Raw genomic sequence first — 16,557 nt, 5'->3', positions numbered from 1 at the left:
GCCCCGGGTCAGCGTCCGGACAGGTGCCTGTGCCAGGTGACCGCGGAGGTGTCGGTGAGCGAGGCGAGCTGGTCGACGACCACGCGCAGCCTCCCGGCGTCGCCCTCGGCCCTGGTGAAGGAGGGCCGCAGCGCCGGCTCCAGCGTGCCGGGCGCGCCCAGCATGATCAGATGGGCCAGGTCGTGGATGAGCTCGCGCTGCCTGGCCTGGTTGGCGTTGTGCGCGCGCCCGGTCATCACGTAGTGGGCGGTGAGCCCCTTCAGCAGCGCGCACTCCAGCCGGGTGGCCCTGGGCACGATCAGGTCGGCGCTGTAGCGGCCCGCTGCGGGGCCGTAGGCCTCCCGGGTGGCGATCTGCGCCGACCGGCACAGATGGCCGATGAGGGAGCTGGTGAGCCCCTTGATCGCGGCCAGGGCGGCGAGTGAGCCGTCGAAGTGGCGAGGCCACAGCGGCTGGGCCACCAGACGGCCGAAGATGTCCTCCAGTTCGCCGGGGTCGGCCTCCGGGGCGTACCAGGCGCGGGTGGTCACGCAGACCTCGCGGCGCTCGGCGGGGTCGCGCAGGGCCTCCGGCACGACGGCGCCGGAGTGGAGGGCGTCCTCCAGGTCGTGCACCGAGTAGGCGACGTCGTCGGCCCAGTCCATGATCTGGGCCTCGAAGCTCACCCGCCCCTCGGGGGCGCCCTCCCTGATCCATTCGAAGACGGCCATGTCGTCGCCGTAGGCGCAGTATTTGGGGCTCGTCTCCCGCGTCCACGGGTATTTGACCGCGGCGTCCAGGGAGGCGCGGGTGAGATTGAGGCCGGCGCTGCGGCCGTCCTCGGTGAGGACCTTGGCCTCCAGCCGGGTCAGCAGGCGCAGGCTCTGCGCGTTCCCCTCGAAGCCGCCGCACCCTGCTGCGAGCTCGTTGAGCGCGGTCTCCCCGTTGTGCCCGAACGGCGGATGCCCGAGATCGTGGGCCAGGCAGGCGGTCTCCATCAGATCGGGGTCACGACCGAGCGACTGTCCCATCTCCCGGCCGATCTGCGCGCACTCCAGCGAGTGGGTCAGCCGGGTGCGCGGAATGTGCTGGCCGCTGCCGAGGGTCTCCCCCGGTCCCACCACCTGGGTCTTGGCGGCGAGCCGGCGCAGCCCCGCGCTGTGCAGCACCCGCGCGCGGTCGCGCTCGAACGGGCTTCTCTCCGGGTTGCCGGGCGGTTCCGGCACCCATCTCGCCTGATCGTGCTCGTCATAACCGTGCATAAGTGCAGTGATTTTATCCAGGAAACGGCGACCCATGCCGAACAGCAAGGAAACACCTGATGACCCCTGACCTGTGGTCATCAGGTCACGACCGGCGTTTCCGCCGCGCCCGCGGCGGTGCGGCGTCCGCGAGCGCCCTCCGGTTTCGGACGGAAGGCGCCCGCGAACGGAGCCGGACGGCCGGTCCTAGCGGGTGCCGGAGTCCGTGGGGGCGGCCAGGGCGGCGCGACCGGCCTCCAACCGGGCGACCGGGATGCGGAACGGCGAGCAGGACACGTAGTCCAGGCCCACCTGATGGCAGAAGTGGACCGAGTCGGGGTCGCCGCCGTGTTCGCCGCAGATGCCGAGCTTGAGATCGGGACGGGTCTTGCGGCCCTCCTCTGCGGCGATCCGCACGAGCCGGCCGACGCCGTCGCGGTCCAGGGACTCGAACGGGGAGACGCCGAAGACGCCCAGCTCCAGATACTTGGAGAAGAACGCAGCCTCGACGTCGTCACGGGAGAATCCCCAGGTCATCTGGGTCAGGTCGTTGGTGCCGAAGGAGAAGAACTCGGCGGCCTCGGCGATCTGCCCGGCGGTCAGCGCCGCACGCGGCACCTCGATCATGGTGCCGACCAGCGCCTCGACGCCGGCCTCGGCGAGGATCGCCCGCGCCTCGTCCCGGACGCTCTCCAGTTCCTGGACGGCGGCGACGAGCGGGATCATGATCTCCGCGCGGGCTCCCGGAACGGCCCCGGCCGCCTCGGCGATGGCCCGTACCTGCATGGCGAACAGGCCGGGGATGACCAGACCGAGCCGTACACCGCGAAGGCCCAGCATGGGGTTCTGCTCGTGCAGGCGCTTGACCGCGGCGAGCAGCCTGCGGTCCTTGTCGTCGGCCTGCTCTCCGGCGAGGGCGACCTTGACCGACAGCTCGGTGTAGTCGGGCAGGAACTCGTGCAGCGGCGGGTCGATCAGACGGATCGTGACGGGCAGGCCCTCCATCGCCTGGAAGATCTCGGTGAAGTCCGCCTTCTGCAGCGGCTCCAGCGCGGCCAGCGCCGCCTCCCGCTCCTGCGGGGAGGCGGCCAGGACCAGGTCCTCGACGAGCTGGCGGCGGTCTCCGAGGAACATGTGCTCGGTACGGCACAGCCCGATCCCCTGGGCGCCGAACCGGCGGGCGCGGGCGGCGTCCTCGGCGTTGTCGGCGTTGGCCCGCACATCCAGCCGCCGGGACGCGTCAGCGTGGCTCATGATGCGGTGCACGGCCTGGACGAGCTCGTCGCCGGTGTCGCCCTCGCCTTCGAAGTACTCCACCACCGGGGAGGCGACCACGGGCACCTCGCCGAGGTAGACGGCACCGCTGGAACCGTCGATGGAGATGACGTCCCCTTCGGAGACCACGACACCGCCGGGGGCGGTGAACCTGCGTTCCTTGGTGGACACCTCCAGCTCCTCGGCGCCGCAGACGCAGGTCTTGCCCATGCCGCGGGCGACCACGGCCGCGTGCGAGGTCTTGCCGCCGCGGCTCGTCAGAACCCCCTGGGCGGCGATCATGCCGGACAGGTCGTCCGGGTTGGTCTCGTTGCGGACCAGGATGACGGCCTCGCCCTGACCGGCGAGCTCGACGGCCCGCTCGGAGGAGAAGACCGCCTTGCCGACGGCCGCGCCGGGTGAGGCGTTCATGCCCGTAGTGATCTTCGTGGTCTCCGCGTCCTTGGCGAAGCGCGGGAACATGAGCTGGGCGAGCTGGGCGCCGGTGACACGGGTCACGGCCTCGTCGAGGTCGATCAGGCCCTGGTCGACGAGCTGTACGGCGATGCGGAACGCGGCTCCCGCGGTCCGCTTGCCGACACGGGTCTGGAGCATCCAGAGCTTGCCGCGTTCGACCGTGAACTCGATGTCGCACAGGTCGCGGTAGTGGTTCTCCAGCTTCTCCATGATCTGCATGAGCTCGTCGTAGACGGTCTTGTCGATGCGCTCCAGCTCCTGCAGCGGCATGGTGTTGCGGATGCCCGCCACCACGTCCTCCCCCTGGGCGTTCTGCAGGTAGTCGCCGTAGACGCCCTGGTGTCCGCTGCCGGGGTCGCGGGTGAAGGCCACGCCGGTGCCGGAGTCCATGCCGCAGTTGCCGAAGACCATCGAGCAGATGTTGACCGCCGTGCCGAGGTCGGCCGGGATGCGCTCCTGGCGGCGGTAGAGGATGGCGCGCGGGGCGTTCCAGGACTCGAAGACCGCCTTGACGGCCATGCGCATCTGCTGGTGCGGGTCGGCGGGGAAGTCCTGCCCGGTCTGGGCCCGGACGATGTCCTTGTAGGTCTCGACCAGCTGGCGGAAGTCGGCCGCCTCCAGGTCCAGATCGCCACGGCCGTCCTTGAGCTCCTCAAGGGCGTGGTCGAACAGTTCGGCGTCGATGTTCTGGACGGTCTTGCCGAACATCTGGATGAGACGCCGGTAGGAGTCCCAGGCGAAACGCTCGTTGCCGCCGGCCTGCTTGGCCAGACCGTGCACCGACTCGTCGTTCAGCCCGATGTTGAGGACGGTCTCCATCATGCCGGGCATGGAGAACTTCGCCCCGGAGCGCACGCTGACCAGCAGCGGGTCGTCGGCCTGTCCCAGGCGGCGGCCCATCTGCCCCTCCAGCGCGGCCAGGTGCCGGGAGACCTCCTCCTCCAGCCCCTCGGGGAGCGCGCCGTCCTCCAGGAACCGGCGGCACGCGTCGGTGGTGATGATGAAGCCAGGGGGCACCGGCAGTCCGAGATTGGTCATCTCGGCCAGGTTGGCCCCCTTACCGCCGAGCAGATCCTTGAGATCTTTGTTGCCCTCGGTGAAGTCGTAAACGTACTTGGGCACGGTTGCTCCTTCTGCGACTTCAAACGACGTGTGGTTCCGCCTCACTTCGGACTCTACCGATGAATAAGATGATGAAACGTCACCCAATGGGTGACAGCACGTTTGCGCACGTCAAAGCCCATATAGCGGTCTAATCCAATTCAAATCGGAGTCAAATCCGCCGCGATATGGGACGTCCGGAGAATTGGTATAAACCAATTGGTATAAACCAATTGTCTCAGTATTCAGGCGCGTTCACGGGGCGTTCAAGCCATGGGGTATGAAGCGCGCACGGCCCTCCCCCGCCTCGATGCACGGCCACCCCCTTCCCCTGCCGGGTGTCCGTGTCTCCCCTGCGGGTGTCCGCGTCGCCGCCGGACGAGCACCACGAAAACGACGGCCGGCGACCCCGTGGGGTCGCCGGCCGTCGTCGGTCGGGAGGGGCGCCTCAGTCGTTGAGGTGCTTGCGAAGGTAGGGCTCGACCTGGTCGAGAGCCACGCGCTCCTGAGCCATCGAGTCGCGCTCGCGGATGGTCACCGCGTGGTCGTCGAGGGTGTCGAAGTCGACGGTGATGCAGAACGGCGTGCCGATCTCGTCCTGGCGACGGTAACGGCGGCCGATCGCGCCCGCGTCGTCGAACTCGACGTTCCATCGGCGGCGGAGCTGGGCGGCCAGGTCCTTGGCCTTCGGCGACAGGTCGGCGTTGCGCGACAGCGGGAGCACCGCGACCTTGACCGGCGCGAGGCGGTGGTCGAGACGCATGACCGTGCGCTTTTCCATGACACCCTTGGCGTTGGGCGCCTCGTCCTCGGTGTAGGCGTCGAGCAGGAAGGTGAGCGTGGCGCGGTCGACACCGGCCGCGGGCTCGATCACGTACGGGACGTAGCGCTCGCCGGTGTCCTGCTCGAAGAAGCTGAGGTCGGTGCCGGAGGCCTTGCCGTGCGCGGTCAGGTCGAAGTCGGTGCGGTTGGCGACACCCTCGAGCTCGCCCCACTCGCTACCGGTGAAGTTGAAGCGGTATTCGATGTCGACGGTCCGCTTGGAGTAGTGGGACAGCTTCTCCTTCGGGTGCTCGTAGATGCGCAGGTTGTCCTGGCTGATGCCCAGGTCGGTGTACCAGCGGAAGCGCTCGTCGATCCAGTACTGGTGCCACTCCTCGTCGGTGCCCGGCTTGACGAAGAACTCCATCTCCATCTGCTCGAACTCGCGGGTGCGGAAGATGAAGTTGCCCGGCGTGATCTCGTTGCGGAACGACTTGCCGATCTGGCCGATGCCGAACGGGATCTTCTTGCGCGCGGACTGCTGCACGTTGAGGTAGTTGATGAAGATGCCCTGGGCGGTCTCCGGCCGCAGGTAGGCCAGGCCGGACTCGTCCTCGACCGCGCCGAGGTAGGTCTTGAGCAGGCCGCTGAACTGCTTGGGCGCGGTGAAGGAGCCCTTGTTGCCGCAGTTGGGGCAGGTGATGTCGGCCAGGCCGTTCTCCGGGTCCTTGCCGTGTTTCTCGGCGTAGGCCTCTTCGAGGTGGTCGGCGCGGTAGCGCTTGTGACACGCCTGACACTCGGTCAGCGGGTCGGTGAAGGTCTCCACGTGGCCACTGGCCTGCCACACCTCGCGGGCCAGGATCACCGATGAGTCGAGGCCGACCACGTCGTCACGGCCCTGCACCATGCTCTTCCACCACTGCCGCTTCACGTTGCTCTTGAGCTCCACGCCCAGCGGCCCGTAGTCCCAGGAGGCGCGCAGGCCGCCATAGATCTCGCTGGAGGGATAGACAAGGCCACGTCGCTTGGCGAGGCTGACGATGGTGTCCATGATGTCCGTACGGCGTGCCATAAGGGAAAGTCTCCATCCGGCTGGAGGTCGGCGAGGAATGATTGAGTTCCCAGCTTAGGGGAGTCGGAGGAGCGGGGCGCGCGCATGAACCATCACGTACATCTTGTCCGGTAAAGGCAGGTTAGGGATGGTTTACGTCCAGGTTAGGGACGGTTCACGTCCTCGAAGGCGCTCGGCTCGTTGATCATCAGCGTCATGAGCGGATACATCGCCATCCGCGCCGCCCCCAGCGCCCGCCGGTAGAACCCGGCCCCTTCCCACTCGCTGACCAGCGCCCACAGCTCCGGCTCGTCCACCGACCGCGCCACGCGTCCGCGCACGTATCCGGGCTGCCCGGCCAGCGTGTCGACGATGTCATGCGCCTGGGCCAGGAACTCCTCGGTCCGGCCGGACGGCACCGAGTAACGGATGAGAGCAAGCATTCGCACAGCATGCCAGAGCCAGGCCGCCCCACCACCCTCCGCACGCCCTCCGCATCGTCCTCCCCGCACGCCCTCCGCACCGCCTGGAGCACAGCGCGCCGATCGGCGCACACCGATTGGCGGCCTCCGGATCGCGGCACGAACCAACGGGCGGGCGCCGGGACATGTCGCCGCGGGCCCGCCGGCGTTAGGCTCGGTCCGTGGCCGACAAACGCAGCGAGCGCCCCGCACACCCCATGGCCCGGCACCGCCCTCAGCAGCGGAAACAACGGCCCCTCCCGCCCGGTGAGCAGTTCTTCACACCGGGCGCGACCGGCCTGCGGCGCAAGGTCGAGCAGCGTAGCGCGGCCCCCCTCGTCTTCCTGTTCCAGCTTCCCCGCTGGGTCGTCCCGGCCGCACTCGTGATCCTGCTCCTGGTCGGCTTCGCCGTGCCGACCTTCTGGGGCGGCCTCGCGGCGCTGCCGGTGCTCGGGTTCGTGGGCTGGCTGGCCTACATGTCGTGGCCGTCGCTCGGCGCCCGGGGCCGCATCCTGCGCGTCGCGCTGCTCACCTTCCTGGTCCTCCTGGTGGCCGATCGTTTCGGAGCTTTCTAGGACGGTTTTGACAACCGTTTTCATTTACGTCCATACTAGTGGACATGATGTCCGATTTTTCCCGACGTATGAGCATGCGCGGTGCGGGCCTGCTTGCTCTCGCGACCGTTCTCACCGCCACCTCCGCCTGCGGTTCCGGCTCGGCCGACACCGCCCGGCCAGGCGATGCGTCCGGGGGGAGAAGCGGCGTCACCGCCGCCATCTATCCGCTGCAGTGGCTGGCCGAGCGGGTGGGCGGCCCCGACGTCGCCGTCACGAGCCTGACCAAGCCCGGTGTCGAGCCGCACGACCTGGAGCTGGCGCCGACACAGGTGGCCGGGCTGGAGAGCACCGGCCTCGTCGCCTACGTCAAGGGCGTGCAACCCGCCGTGGACGAGGCCGTCGAACAGCACGCCGCCGACCGGGGCTTCGACGCGGCGACCGCGGTCAAGACCCTCCCGGCGGTCGCCGGCGAGGAGGAGCACGCGGATGAGGAGCACGGCCAGGGCGTCGGCTACGACCCGCACCTCTGGCTGGATCCGTCCCGCTTCGCCACGGTCGCGACCCGGCTCGGCGAGAAGCTCGCCGCCGCCGACCCCGCGCACGCGCAGGGTTACAAGGAACGCGCCGCCAAGACCGTGGACGACCTCAACGCGCTGGACGGCGAGCTGGCACGGGGCCTGAGCAAGTGCGGTTCGCGGGCGATCGTCACCGGCCACGCCGCGTTCGGTTACCTCGCCGATCGCTACGGGCTCCGCCAGGTCGGCATCAGCGGCCTCGACCCGGACGCCGAGCCCTCTCCCGCCCGGCTCGCCGAGGTGGCGAAAGTGTCCAAGCAGGAGAAAGTGACTACGATTTTCACCGAGACCCTCGTCAGCCCCAAGGTCGCCGAGGTTCTCGCCCAGGAGGTCGGCGCCAAGACCGCGGTTCTCGATCCGGTCGAAAGCCAGCCGGCGGCCGGCGACTACCTGTCCGCCATGCGCCAGAACCTCACCGCACTTCAGGCGGCGCTCAGCTGCTCGTAAAGGCGACATGTGACATCCAACCAAGCAGTTTTCACCATGAACGGCGGCCAGGTGAGCCTGGACCGCCGGCCGGTGCTTCGTGGCGTCGATCTGACCGTCAAACCCGGCGAGGTCGTGGCCGTGCTCGGCGCGAACGGGTCGGGCAAGTCCACCCTCATCCGTGCCCTGCTCGGCCTGACGCCGCTGTCCGGCGGCTCCACCCTCCTGTACGGCACGCCGCCCCCGCGCTTTCGCGAGTGGTGGCGCGTCGGCTACGTGCCCCAGCGGCTCTCGGTGGGCGGCGGCGTGCCGACCACCATCCGCGAGGTCGTCGCCTCGGGCAGGATCGCCAGGCAGCGGCGGCTGCGCCCGACGAGCACCGCCGACCGTGAGGCGACCGCCAGGGCGCTGGAGGCCGTCGGCATGGCCCACCGTGCCGCGGACCCGGTTCAAGCCCTGTCCGGCGGGCAGCAACAGCGGGTGCTGATCGCCCGCGCCCTCGCCGGAGAGCCCGACACCTTCGTCATGGACGAACCCACCGCGGGCGTCGACTCCGAGAGCCAGCAGCTCCTGGCCGACACCCTGTCCGCGCTCGTCGACCAGGGCAAGACGGTGCTGCTGGTCGCCCACGAGCTCGGCCCGCTGGAGTCGCTCATCACCCGCGCGGTGGTGCTCAGGGACGGATACGTCTGTCACGACGGACCGCCGCCCCACGCGGTCGGCGCGCACGCGCTGCCCGGTCACGACCACGTGCATCCGCACGCCGAGGAGAAGCCCGCAAGCCCGCTCGACTGGAGACCCGCATCGTGATCGACCTTCTGCAGTTCGACTTCATGCAGCGGGCGCTGATCGCCGCCCTCCTGGTCGGCCTGGCGGCCCCGGCCATCGGCACGTTCATCGTGCAGCGCCGGCTGGCCCTGCTGGGCGACGGCATCGGGCACGTCGCGCTGACCGGCGTGGCGCTCGGATTCCTGACCGGCACCGCCCCCGTGCTGACCGCGGTGGCGGTCTCGGTGCTGGGCGCCGTGGCCATCGAGCTGGTCCGCGCACGCGGCCGGACCAGCGGCGACGTGGCGCTCGCGCTGCTGTTCTACGGCGGCATCGCCGGAGGCGTGCTGCTCATCTCGCTGGCCCCGGGCGGCAGTAACGCCACCCTGATGTCCTACCTGTTCGGTTCGATCAGCAGCGTCAGCGCCCAGGACGTGTGGGTGATCGGCCTGCTGGCCGCGGCCGTGCTGGGCATGGTCGCCGTCTTCGGCCGCGAGCTCTACGTGCTCTGCCAGGACGAGGAGGTCGCCAGGGCCAGCGGCCTGCCGGTGCGCCTCCTGAGCCTGCTGATCGCCGTCACCGCCGCGCTGACCGTGGTCATCGCCATGCGCGTGGTGGGACTGCTGCTCGTCAGCGCGCTGATGGTGGTCCCGGTGGCGACCAGCCAGCAGCTCACCCGGGGGTTCCGGAGCACGATGGCGCTTTCCATGGTCTTCGGGATGATCTCCACCGTCGGCGGGCTGACCTCCTCGTTCTACGTCGAGGTCCCGCCGGGCGCCATCATCGTGATCGTGGCCCTCGCAGGGTTCGTCCTTGCCCTCGGGCTCGGTAGATTCGTACGCCGAAGCCGACCTCAGGAGTCCAGCCCATGAGCAACAGACGTGATGCCGTCCATGAAATCCTCCGCCAGAGCGAGGGCTTCCGCAGCGCGCAGGACGTCTACGCCGAGATGCGCGCGCAGGGTGCCAAGATCGGGCTGACCACGGTCTACCGGGCGCTGCAGGCGCTCGCCGACAGCGGTCATGTCGACATGCTCAGGACCGACGACGGAGAGTCGGTCTACCGCGCGTGCGCCAGCGGCGACCACCACCATCACCTGGTCTGCCGCTGCTGCGGGCGAACCGTGGAGGTGGCCGGGCCCGCGGTGGAGCGTTGGGCCGAGGCGGTCGGCTCCGAGCACGGGTTCACCGGGATCACCCACACGGTCGAGGTCTTCGGCACCTGCGCCTCCTGCTCGGCCGCCGTCAAGCCCGCGGAGGCGTCGAGCCGGGCCTGAGGCGTCTGATGGGCGGGGAGATCCACCGGACCGGCCAGGACTCGGGCCGGACGTGGACGCCGGTCGGGGCGGGCGCCGTACAGAACGCCGAGGACCGTCACCGCGCAGCCGGCGAGCTGGATCGCCGACGGACGTTCCCCGAGCACCAGCCCGGACAGCGCGAGCGTTCCCGCGGGCTGCAGGAGCAGCAGCAGCGCGGTGAGGGCGGCGGGCCGGCGCGGCAGCGCGTAGGTGATCAGCGCCCAGCCGAGCACCTGGGGCCCGAGCGCGAGCAGCAGCAGCCAGCCGTGCGAAGGCCAGCGCGGGGTGAGGTCGAGGCCACCGGACAGGGGGCCGGCCAGGGCGATCAGCACCGCGGCCGCCGCGACCGCGTGGGCCAGCGCCCCCGCGCCTCGGCGGCCCTCCTCAGAGCAGCCGCGCAGGACCAGCATGAAGGCGGCGTAGGTCAGCGAGGTGGCCGCGCCGAGGGCCACGCCGAACCGGGGATCGGAGCCGTACGGCGCGGCGTCGAACAGGCCGGAGATCAGCGTCACGCCCGCGAACACGACGGGGACGGCGAACAGGAGCCGGCGGGAGGGGCGTTCGCGCAGCAGCGCCCAGGCCGCGAACGCGACCACGAACACCTGCAGGTTGCCCAGCACGGTGGCCAGACCCGCGCCGATCCGGTCGATGCTGTGATGCCACAGGAGCAGGTCGGCGCCGAGCGCGAGGCCCGCGAGCCAGGCTCGCGCCCGCTGCCCGGCGGGCATCGGGCCGATCCGGCGGCTCTCCCGCCAGGCCAGCAGTGCCAGGAACGGCACCGCGTAGGCGCACCGGAACAGCGCGGAGGTCGCGGCGGACTCGCCGGACAGGCGCACGAGCGTGGCCGACGTCGCGATGACCGCCGCTCCGCTCACCGCCACCGCCGACACCGGGACGGAGCGGCGGTGTGCGGTCACGACAGGCCCCCGAACACGCGCCGGAGAGATACGCTTCCGAGACGGCGAGCCGCCGTACGCGCCTTCCACGCTAAAATCGAATTCAACAGGAGTCAACATGCCATTCGGACATGACATGGTGCACTCACTCGCCACTGTGGTCGATCTCGTCAACACCTCCCCCTCCACGGGAGGCGAGGACGGGCTGACCGGCCTGGGACAGCTCGGCGAATTCGTGGAACGCCGGCAGGTGAGCGGCATCGGCGAGCTCAGCGCCACGGACCTGAGCCAGGTGCGCGCCCTGCGCGAGGCCTTTCACAAGGTCTTCACCGCCCCCGACCAGGCCACCGCGGTGATCCGGCTGAACACGCTGCTGAGCGGCTCCCGCATCACCCCGCGCCTGGTCGAACACGACGGCCACCCCCTGCACGTCCACTACTTCGCCCCCGACGCCTCGCTCGCCGAGCATCTGTCGGCCGACCTGGGCGTCGCGCTGGCCCACCTGCTCGTCGAGGGCGAGTGGGAACGCCTGCGCACCTGTTCGGCCCCCGACTGCGACCATGTCTTCGTGGACGAGTCACGCAACCGCTCACGGGTTTACTGCGACAGCCGCACCTGCGGAAACCGCATGCACGTCGCCGCCTACCGGGCCCGCCGCCGCGCCTGAGGTGACGATCCGTAATTATCTATTGACCGAGTAGGTAATAGGGGTGGGTTGGCCCGTGACGCCCCCGGCCTCCGTAGGCCCTCCACCACGGCGGTGGGCCCTCCAGCACGACGGAAAGGGCGGAAAGGACCGAAGACCCGGCGCCCGGCAGCCCGCCCCATCGCAGAAGGCGGCCGGTCAGAGCGCGTCGAAGTCGCCGTGGCGCCCGGCGCCCGCGGCGAAGCGGGCGGCCCCGGTCACCGCGCCGGGCAGGGCGTTCACGCCGTGGCGCAGCTCGCCCGCCATGGCCTCCCCCTCCTCCAGCCCCTCCTGCTCCAGCACCGACATCCGGTCGCCGCGCATGCACTCTTGCGGGAAGCGCGCGAGGTCGGCGGCGAGGCTCTCGGCGGCCTCACGCGCCTTTCCCGCCGGGACCACCCGGTTGACCAGGCCCATGTCCCAGGCCTCCCGGGCGGGCACCGGACGCCCGGTGAGGATCATGTCCATCGCACGGCCGACCCCGATCAACCGCGGCAGCCGGACGGTACCGCCGTCGACGAGCGGGACGCCCCAGCGGCGGCAGAAGACCCCGAACACCGCGTCCGCCTCGGCCACCCGCAGGTCGCACCAGAGCGCCAGCTCCAGGCCGCCCGCGACCGCGTGCCCGGCGATCGCCGCGATCACCGGCTTGCCCAGCCGCATCCGGGTCGGCCCCATCGGCCCGTCGCCGCCGGGAGCCACCCGGTTGCCCCGGTCGGTGCCGATGGCCTTGAGGTCGGCTCCGGCGCAGAAGGTGCCCCCTTCGCCCCACAGCACGGCCACCGCCGCGTCCGGATCGGCGTCGAAGGCGCGGAAGGCGTCGGCCAGAGCGGCGGCCGTGGGCCCGTCCACGGCGTTGCGGGCCTCGGGGCGCGACAGCACGAACGTGGTGACCGGCCCGTCGCGTTCGATCCTGACATTCATCCGGGAGCACCTCTCAACGGGTCGGCGTCACCCGGAACATAACATTATTCGGTAACCGTGTTCGGCACGGCTCCGCCGTACCGCCTGTCGCGCTTGGCGTAGGTCTCGCAGGCCTCCCACAGGTCCCGGCGATCGAAGTCGGGCCACAGGCGGTTGAGGAAGACCATCTCGGCGTAGGCCATCTGCCAGATCAGGAAGTTGGAGGTGCGCTGCTCGCCCGAGGAGCGGACGAAGAGGTCGACATCCGGGATCTCCGGCTCGTCCAGGTAGCGGGCGAAGGTCTCCTCCTTCACCCGGCCCGGCTTGACCCGCCCGGCGGCGATGTCCTGCGCCAGGCGCAGCGCCGCGTCCACGATCTCGGCGCGGCCGCCGTAGTTGACGCAGAACTGCAGGGTCAGCGTGGAGTTGCGCTCGGTCATCCGCTCGGCGTCCTGAAGCTCCTGGATGACGCTCTTCCACAACCGCCCCGGGCGGCCCGCCCAGCGCACCCGCACGCCCATCGCGTGGAGCTCGTCCCTGCGGCGGCGGATGACGTCGCGGTTGAAGCCCATCAGGAAGCGCACCTCGTCAGGAGAGCGCTTCCAGTTCTCGGTGGAGAAGGCGTAGGCCGACAGGTAGGGGATGCCCAGCTCGATCGCGCCCTCGATGACGTCGAAGAGCGACGCCTCCCCCGCCTTGTGGCCCTCGGTCCGCGGCAGGCCGCGTTGCTTGGCCCACCGGCCGTTGCCGTCCATCACGATCGCCACGTGCCGGGGCACGAGATCGCGCGGGATCGGGGGCGGGGTGGCGCCGGAGGGGTGCGGGACCGGGGGACGGACGTTCACTGGGCGAGCTCCCTTTCTACGTGTCGGAGAGAGCGTATGCCGTGCTCCAGGTGCCACTGGAGGTAGGCGGCGACCAACCCGCTGCACTCGGCGCGGTGCCGGCCCTCGGAGGCGTCGGCGGTGAGCCAGTCGCCCTTCAGCAGCGCGACCATCAGCGCGAGCGTCTCTCCCGCGGGCACCGCGGCCCCCGCGGGACGGCAGCCTCCGCACACCACGCCCCCCGCCACGATGGCGAACGCCCGTACCGAGGGGGCCTTGCAGCGGGCACACGACTCCAGGGCGGGAGCGTAACCGGCGACGGCCAGCGAGCGCAGGAAATAGGCGTCGAGGACCAGCCGGGGTTCGTGCTCCCCGGAACCGAGCGTGCGCAGACCGCCGACGAGCAGCAGGAACTGGCGGAGCGCGGGCTCCTTCTCCCCCAGGGTCAACCGGTCGGCGGTCTCCAGCATCGCACTGCCCGCGGTGTAGCGCGGGTAGTCGGCGACGAGCGCCTCGCCGTACGGGCGGATCGTCTCGGCCTGAGTGATCACATCGAGCGTGCGGCCGGTGTGGAGCTGGAGGTCCACGTGGGTGAACGGCTCCAGGCGGGCGCCGAACCGCGAAGTGGTCCGCCTGACTCCCTTGGCGACCCCCCTGACCTTGCCGGTGCGCCTGGTCAGGACGGTGACGATGCGGTCCGCCTCACCCAGCTTGTGGGTGCGCAGCACGATGCCGTCGTCACGGTACAGACTCACCTGGTCAGTCTAGTGGGATACCCCGCCTGACACGGCGTCAAGCACGATCAAGTGCCACAGATGGATCACGGGTGCGTGTTGTTCATCCAAAACTCACTAAACTTTGGCCTCTGGCGAACTCCCCGCGCCATGTTTCACCCCGCCCCCGCACGAAAGGGTGCCATGCCCCGCGTGGTCCTGCTGGGCTCATCGCCCGGCCCCGATGCCGCTCCCGGCCAGTCGACGCCGTCCGCCGCGCTGACTCTGCCCGCGCTTCCCGGCTGCCCCACTGTGATCGGCAAGCTGCACGGCCAGCTCGCCTCGCTCGACCCCGCGCCGGTGACGATCGCCCGCACGGGCGACGCGCCGGCCTACCGGGGTTTTCCCGGCCGGCTCGTCGAGACCTCCGATCTGGCCGGCGACCTGCGCGCCGTGGCGGACGCGGTCGAGCACGCCACCGAGAACATGCTCATCCTCCCGGCCAACTCGCTGGTCCACGACGAGCTGATCTACCAGATCACCAAGTCGAAGCGCGGAGCGCTCGCGCTGATCACCAAGGAGCCTCGCGAGGAGGACGAGAACGGCGACACCATCGTCCCCGACGTCCCCGTCGACGAGGCGGAGCCGGAGATCGGCGACCGGGTCCTGGAGGGCCTGCCGGTCCGGGTGCGCGCCAGCAAGTCCCGGGTGATCTCGGTGGGCTCCGCCTACCACGCGGTGACCCGGCCCAACGCCGTCCTGCTGGGCCCGCTGCACCTGCACCACAAGCACGCGGTCACGCTGGCCGAGGCGGCCCGCGAGCTCGCCGACATGGCGCACCTGCTCGGCCCCGAGGACGACCTGGTCCAGCTCCTGGTCCTGGGTCTCGTACGGCGAGGCGTCTCGGTCGGCATCCGAGGCCGCCGCGACCTGTTCTTCCGCCGGGTGGAGAGCCGCGAGCAGGCCGACGAGGCACTGGCCGAGATGTCCACCTACAACGAGGACAAGGCTCGGCTGAACAACGCGGTCAAGGGTGCCGACGGCTTCTTCACCACCTACTTCGTCAGCACCTACTCGCGCTTCATCGCCCGCTGGGCGGCCCGGCGCGGGCTCACCCCCAACCAGGTGACGCTGATCTCGATCGCCCTGGGCGTGGCCTCGGCGGCGTGCTTCGCCACCGGCGCGCGGGCGGGGATGGTCGCCGGCGGCATCCTGATCTACTTCGCGTTCGTGTTCGACTGCGTGGACGGGCAGGTCGCGCGCTACGCCCGCAAGTTCGGCGTGCTCGGGGCGTGGCTGGACGCCACCTTCGACCGTTTCAAGGAATACGTGGTCTTCGCGGGCCTGGCGGTCGGCGCCGCCGTCTCCGGCGTGGGCGACGTGTGGACGCTGGCCCTGGTCGCGCTCGGCCTGCAGTCCATCAAGCACCTGCTGGACTTCTCCTTCGGCGCGGCCAACCGGCGCAAGCCCCCGTCGCCGCTTCCCTCGGTGCCGCTGGCCATCAGCGCCGACACCGACCTGCGCGCGGCGCTGGAGCAGCGGAAGATCGCACGCAGCGGCGGAATCCGCGGGCTGCTGAGGATGTGGAGCAAGGCGGGCAGGAACCGGGCCGTCCACTGGGCCCGCAAGATGATCGTCTTCCCGATCGGTGAGCGCTTCGCGGCCATCGCCATCGTCGGCGCCTTCTTCGACGCCCGGGTCACCTTCATCACCCTGATCATCTGGGGCGGCATCGCCACCGCCTACTCGCTCACCGGACGCCTGATGAGGTCACTCGCATGATCACCCAGCCGCAGACCACCCCCGCTCCGGACCCCTACGAGGAGCGGCTGCGCGTGCAGACCGCGCGTCTGCTCGCCTACCGCGACGACGGCCCGCTGGTGACGGCGCTGCGCGACAAGGTGGGGCCGGGGCTGCCCCCGGTGCCGGCCACGCTCGTCGCGCTGCTGGCGATCGCCGCGATGGCGGTGACCGGACTGCTGGACAAGGGCCCGGTGCTGCTGGTCCCGGCCGTGGTCATGGTGGTCCTGGTGCTGCCGACCGCGGCCCGCGACCACCTGGGCAAGCTCGACTGGCTGGTGCCGCCGCTGATCCGGGGCGCCGAGTTCCTCACGATCATCCTGATCGGCCTGGCGGCGGACGCGCCCAAGTGGCTGCTGTTCGTGCTGATCTACGTCATCGGCTACCACACCTACGACACGGTGTACCGGACCCGGCAGAGCATCTGGCCGCCCGCCTGGGTGTTCCGGGCGGGGCTGGGCTGGGAGCTCCGGCTGCTGCTGATCGGCGCCGGCGCCGCACTCGGCGTGCTGACCTGGGTGCTGGCCGCTCTCACCCTCTACCTCGGCGTGCTGTTCGCCATCGAGAGCGTGACGAGCTGGGTCCGGCTGGACAAGGCGTCGGCGCTCGCCCAGGCCGGTGACGACCTGGAGGCCTCCCCGGAGGAGGCCATGGAGCAGGCGACCGGCGAGGCTGAGCCCGCCTGACGAGCCCGTCCGACACACATCCGCCACAACAACGACCGAGGGCCGCGACGGACCGTCGCGGCCCTCGATCGTCTCTGCGGGCCCCGGTCCGCGGACCGGCG

General features: G+C 70.4%; 15 protein-coding genes and 1 pseudogene. 8 read left to right on the top strand and 8 right to left on the bottom strand.

What is annotated here, in order from left to right; translation table 11 throughout:
* Positions 1-8: 8 nt before the first annotated feature.
* From ACQPYK_RS12575 to ACQPYK_RS12560, 4 genes are all read right to left on the bottom strand, one after another.
* Positions 9-1,241, bottom strand: a complete 1,233-nt coding sequence (locus ACQPYK_RS12575) for a deoxyguanosinetriphosphate triphosphohydrolase (RefSeq protein WP_433254379.1) — start codon at positions 1,239-1,241, stop codon at positions 9-11.
* Between the two features lie 186 nt (positions 1,242-1,427).
* Positions 1,428-4,073, bottom strand: a complete 2,646-nt coding sequence (ppdK, locus tag ACQPYK_RS12570) for a pyruvate, phosphate dikinase (RefSeq protein ID WP_433254377.1) — start codon at positions 4,071-4,073, stop codon at positions 1,428-1,430.
* Between the two features lie 427 nt (positions 4,074-4,500).
* Entirely contained in the window at positions 4,501-5,886 is a 1,386-nt protein-coding gene (locus tag ACQPYK_RS12565) for a glycine--tRNA ligase (protein ID WP_433254375.1), read from the bottom strand.
* A gap of 143 nt (positions 5,887-6,029) precedes the next feature.
* Positions 6,030-6,308 carry an antibiotic biosynthesis monooxygenase family protein gene (locus tag ACQPYK_RS12560; RefSeq protein WP_433254373.1) on the bottom strand — a complete coding sequence of 93 codons (279 nt, stop codon included), beginning with the start codon at positions 6,306-6,308 and terminating at the stop codon, positions 6,030-6,032.
* A gap of 200 nt (positions 6,309-6,508) precedes the next feature.
* Here ACQPYK_RS12560 and ACQPYK_RS12555 point away from each other — a divergent pair, with 200 nt between their 5' ends.
* From ACQPYK_RS12555 to ACQPYK_RS12535, 5 genes are read left to right on the top strand one after another with little or no spacing between them, the layout of a single operon-like run.
* Entirely contained in the window at positions 6,509-6,901 is a 393-nt protein-coding gene (locus ACQPYK_RS12555) for a DUF6703 family protein (protein ID WP_433254371.1), read from the top strand.
* Between the two features lie 44 nt (positions 6,902-6,945).
* Positions 6,946-7,905: a metal ABC transporter substrate-binding protein gene (locus ACQPYK_RS12550; protein ID WP_433254369.1), complete on the top strand. Its 960-nt coding sequence runs from the start codon at positions 6,946-6,948 to the stop codon at positions 7,903-7,905.
* Between the two features lie 36 nt (positions 7,906-7,941).
* Entirely contained in the window at positions 7,942-8,694 is a 753-nt protein-coding gene (locus ACQPYK_RS12545) for a metal ABC transporter ATP-binding protein (RefSeq protein ID WP_433254367.1), read from the top strand.
* Complete coding sequence (locus tag ACQPYK_RS12540) at positions 8,691-9,524, top strand: metal ABC transporter permease (RefSeq protein ID WP_433254365.1); 834 nt, start codon at positions 8,691-8,693, stop codon at positions 9,522-9,524. The genes ACQPYK_RS12545 and ACQPYK_RS12540 overlap by 4 nt, the downstream gene beginning before the upstream one ends.
* Positions 9,521-9,928 carry a Fur family transcriptional regulator gene (locus ACQPYK_RS12535; RefSeq protein WP_433254363.1) on the top strand — a complete coding sequence of 136 codons (408 nt, stop codon included), beginning with the start codon at positions 9,521-9,523 and terminating at the stop codon, positions 9,926-9,928. The genes ACQPYK_RS12540 and ACQPYK_RS12535 overlap by 4 nt, the downstream gene beginning before the upstream one ends.
* A 92-nt stretch (positions 9,929-10,020) precedes the next feature.
* Here ACQPYK_RS12535 and ACQPYK_RS12530 read toward each other — a convergent pair.
* A pseudogene (locus ACQPYK_RS12530) lies at positions 10,021-10,965 on the bottom strand (DMT family transporter); the annotation flags it as partial.
* Between ACQPYK_RS12530 and ACQPYK_RS12525 the strand changes: the two are divergent.
* A complete protein-coding gene (locus tag ACQPYK_RS12525) occupies positions 10,964-11,512 on the top strand; it encodes a CGNR zinc finger domain-containing protein (RefSeq protein WP_433254361.1) in 549 nt (182 codons plus the stop codon). The pseudogene ACQPYK_RS12530 and the gene ACQPYK_RS12525 overlap by 2 nt on opposite strands.
* 177 nt (positions 11,513-11,689) lie before the next feature.
* On the opposite strand, the gene ACQPYK_RS12520 is transcribed toward ACQPYK_RS12525, so the two are convergent.
* From ACQPYK_RS12520 to recO, 3 genes are read right to left on the bottom strand one after another with little or no spacing between them, the layout of a single operon-like run.
* The gene (locus ACQPYK_RS12520; RefSeq protein WP_433254359.1) at positions 11,690-12,454 is read right to left on the bottom strand and encodes a crotonase/enoyl-CoA hydratase family protein; all 765 of its coding nucleotides are present in this window, start codon (positions 12,452-12,454) and stop codon (positions 11,690-11,692) included.
* Between the two features lie 44 nt (positions 12,455-12,498).
* Positions 12,499-13,278: an isoprenyl transferase gene (locus ACQPYK_RS12515; RefSeq protein WP_433254357.1), complete on the bottom strand. Its 780-nt coding sequence runs from the start codon at positions 13,276-13,278 to the stop codon at positions 12,499-12,501.
* A complete protein-coding gene (recO, locus tag ACQPYK_RS12510; RefSeq protein WP_433254355.1) occupies positions 13,275-14,012 on the bottom strand; it encodes a DNA repair protein RecO in 738 nt (245 codons plus the stop codon). The genes ACQPYK_RS12515 and recO overlap by 4 nt, the downstream gene beginning before the upstream one ends.
* Before the next feature lie 162 nt (positions 14,013-14,174).
* On the opposite strand from recO, the gene ACQPYK_RS12505 reads away from it, so the two are divergent.
* Both ACQPYK_RS12505 and ACQPYK_RS12500 read left to right on the top strand, forming a co-directional pair.
* Positions 14,175-15,752 carry a CDP-alcohol phosphatidyltransferase family protein gene (locus ACQPYK_RS12505; protein ID WP_433254353.1) on the top strand — a complete coding sequence of 526 codons (1,578 nt, stop codon included), beginning with the start codon at positions 14,175-14,177 and terminating at the stop codon, positions 15,750-15,752.
* On the top strand, positions 15,749-16,456 hold the full coding sequence (locus ACQPYK_RS12500) for a DUF5941 domain-containing protein (protein ID WP_433254351.1): 708 nt from the start codon (positions 15,749-15,751) through the stop codon (positions 16,454-16,456). The genes ACQPYK_RS12505 and ACQPYK_RS12500 overlap by 4 nt, the downstream gene beginning before the upstream one ends.
* Positions 16,457-16,557 lie beyond the last annotated feature (101 nt).

Origin of the sequence: Streptosporangium sp. CA-135522 (assembly GCF_050949235.1) — a bacterium.
Lineage (GTDB): Bacteria > Actinomycetota > Actinomycetes > Streptosporangiales > Streptosporangiaceae > Streptosporangium.
The sequence above is the reverse complement of the archived record's forward strand: the minus strand, read 5'-3'. Positions and strand labels throughout refer to the sequence as shown.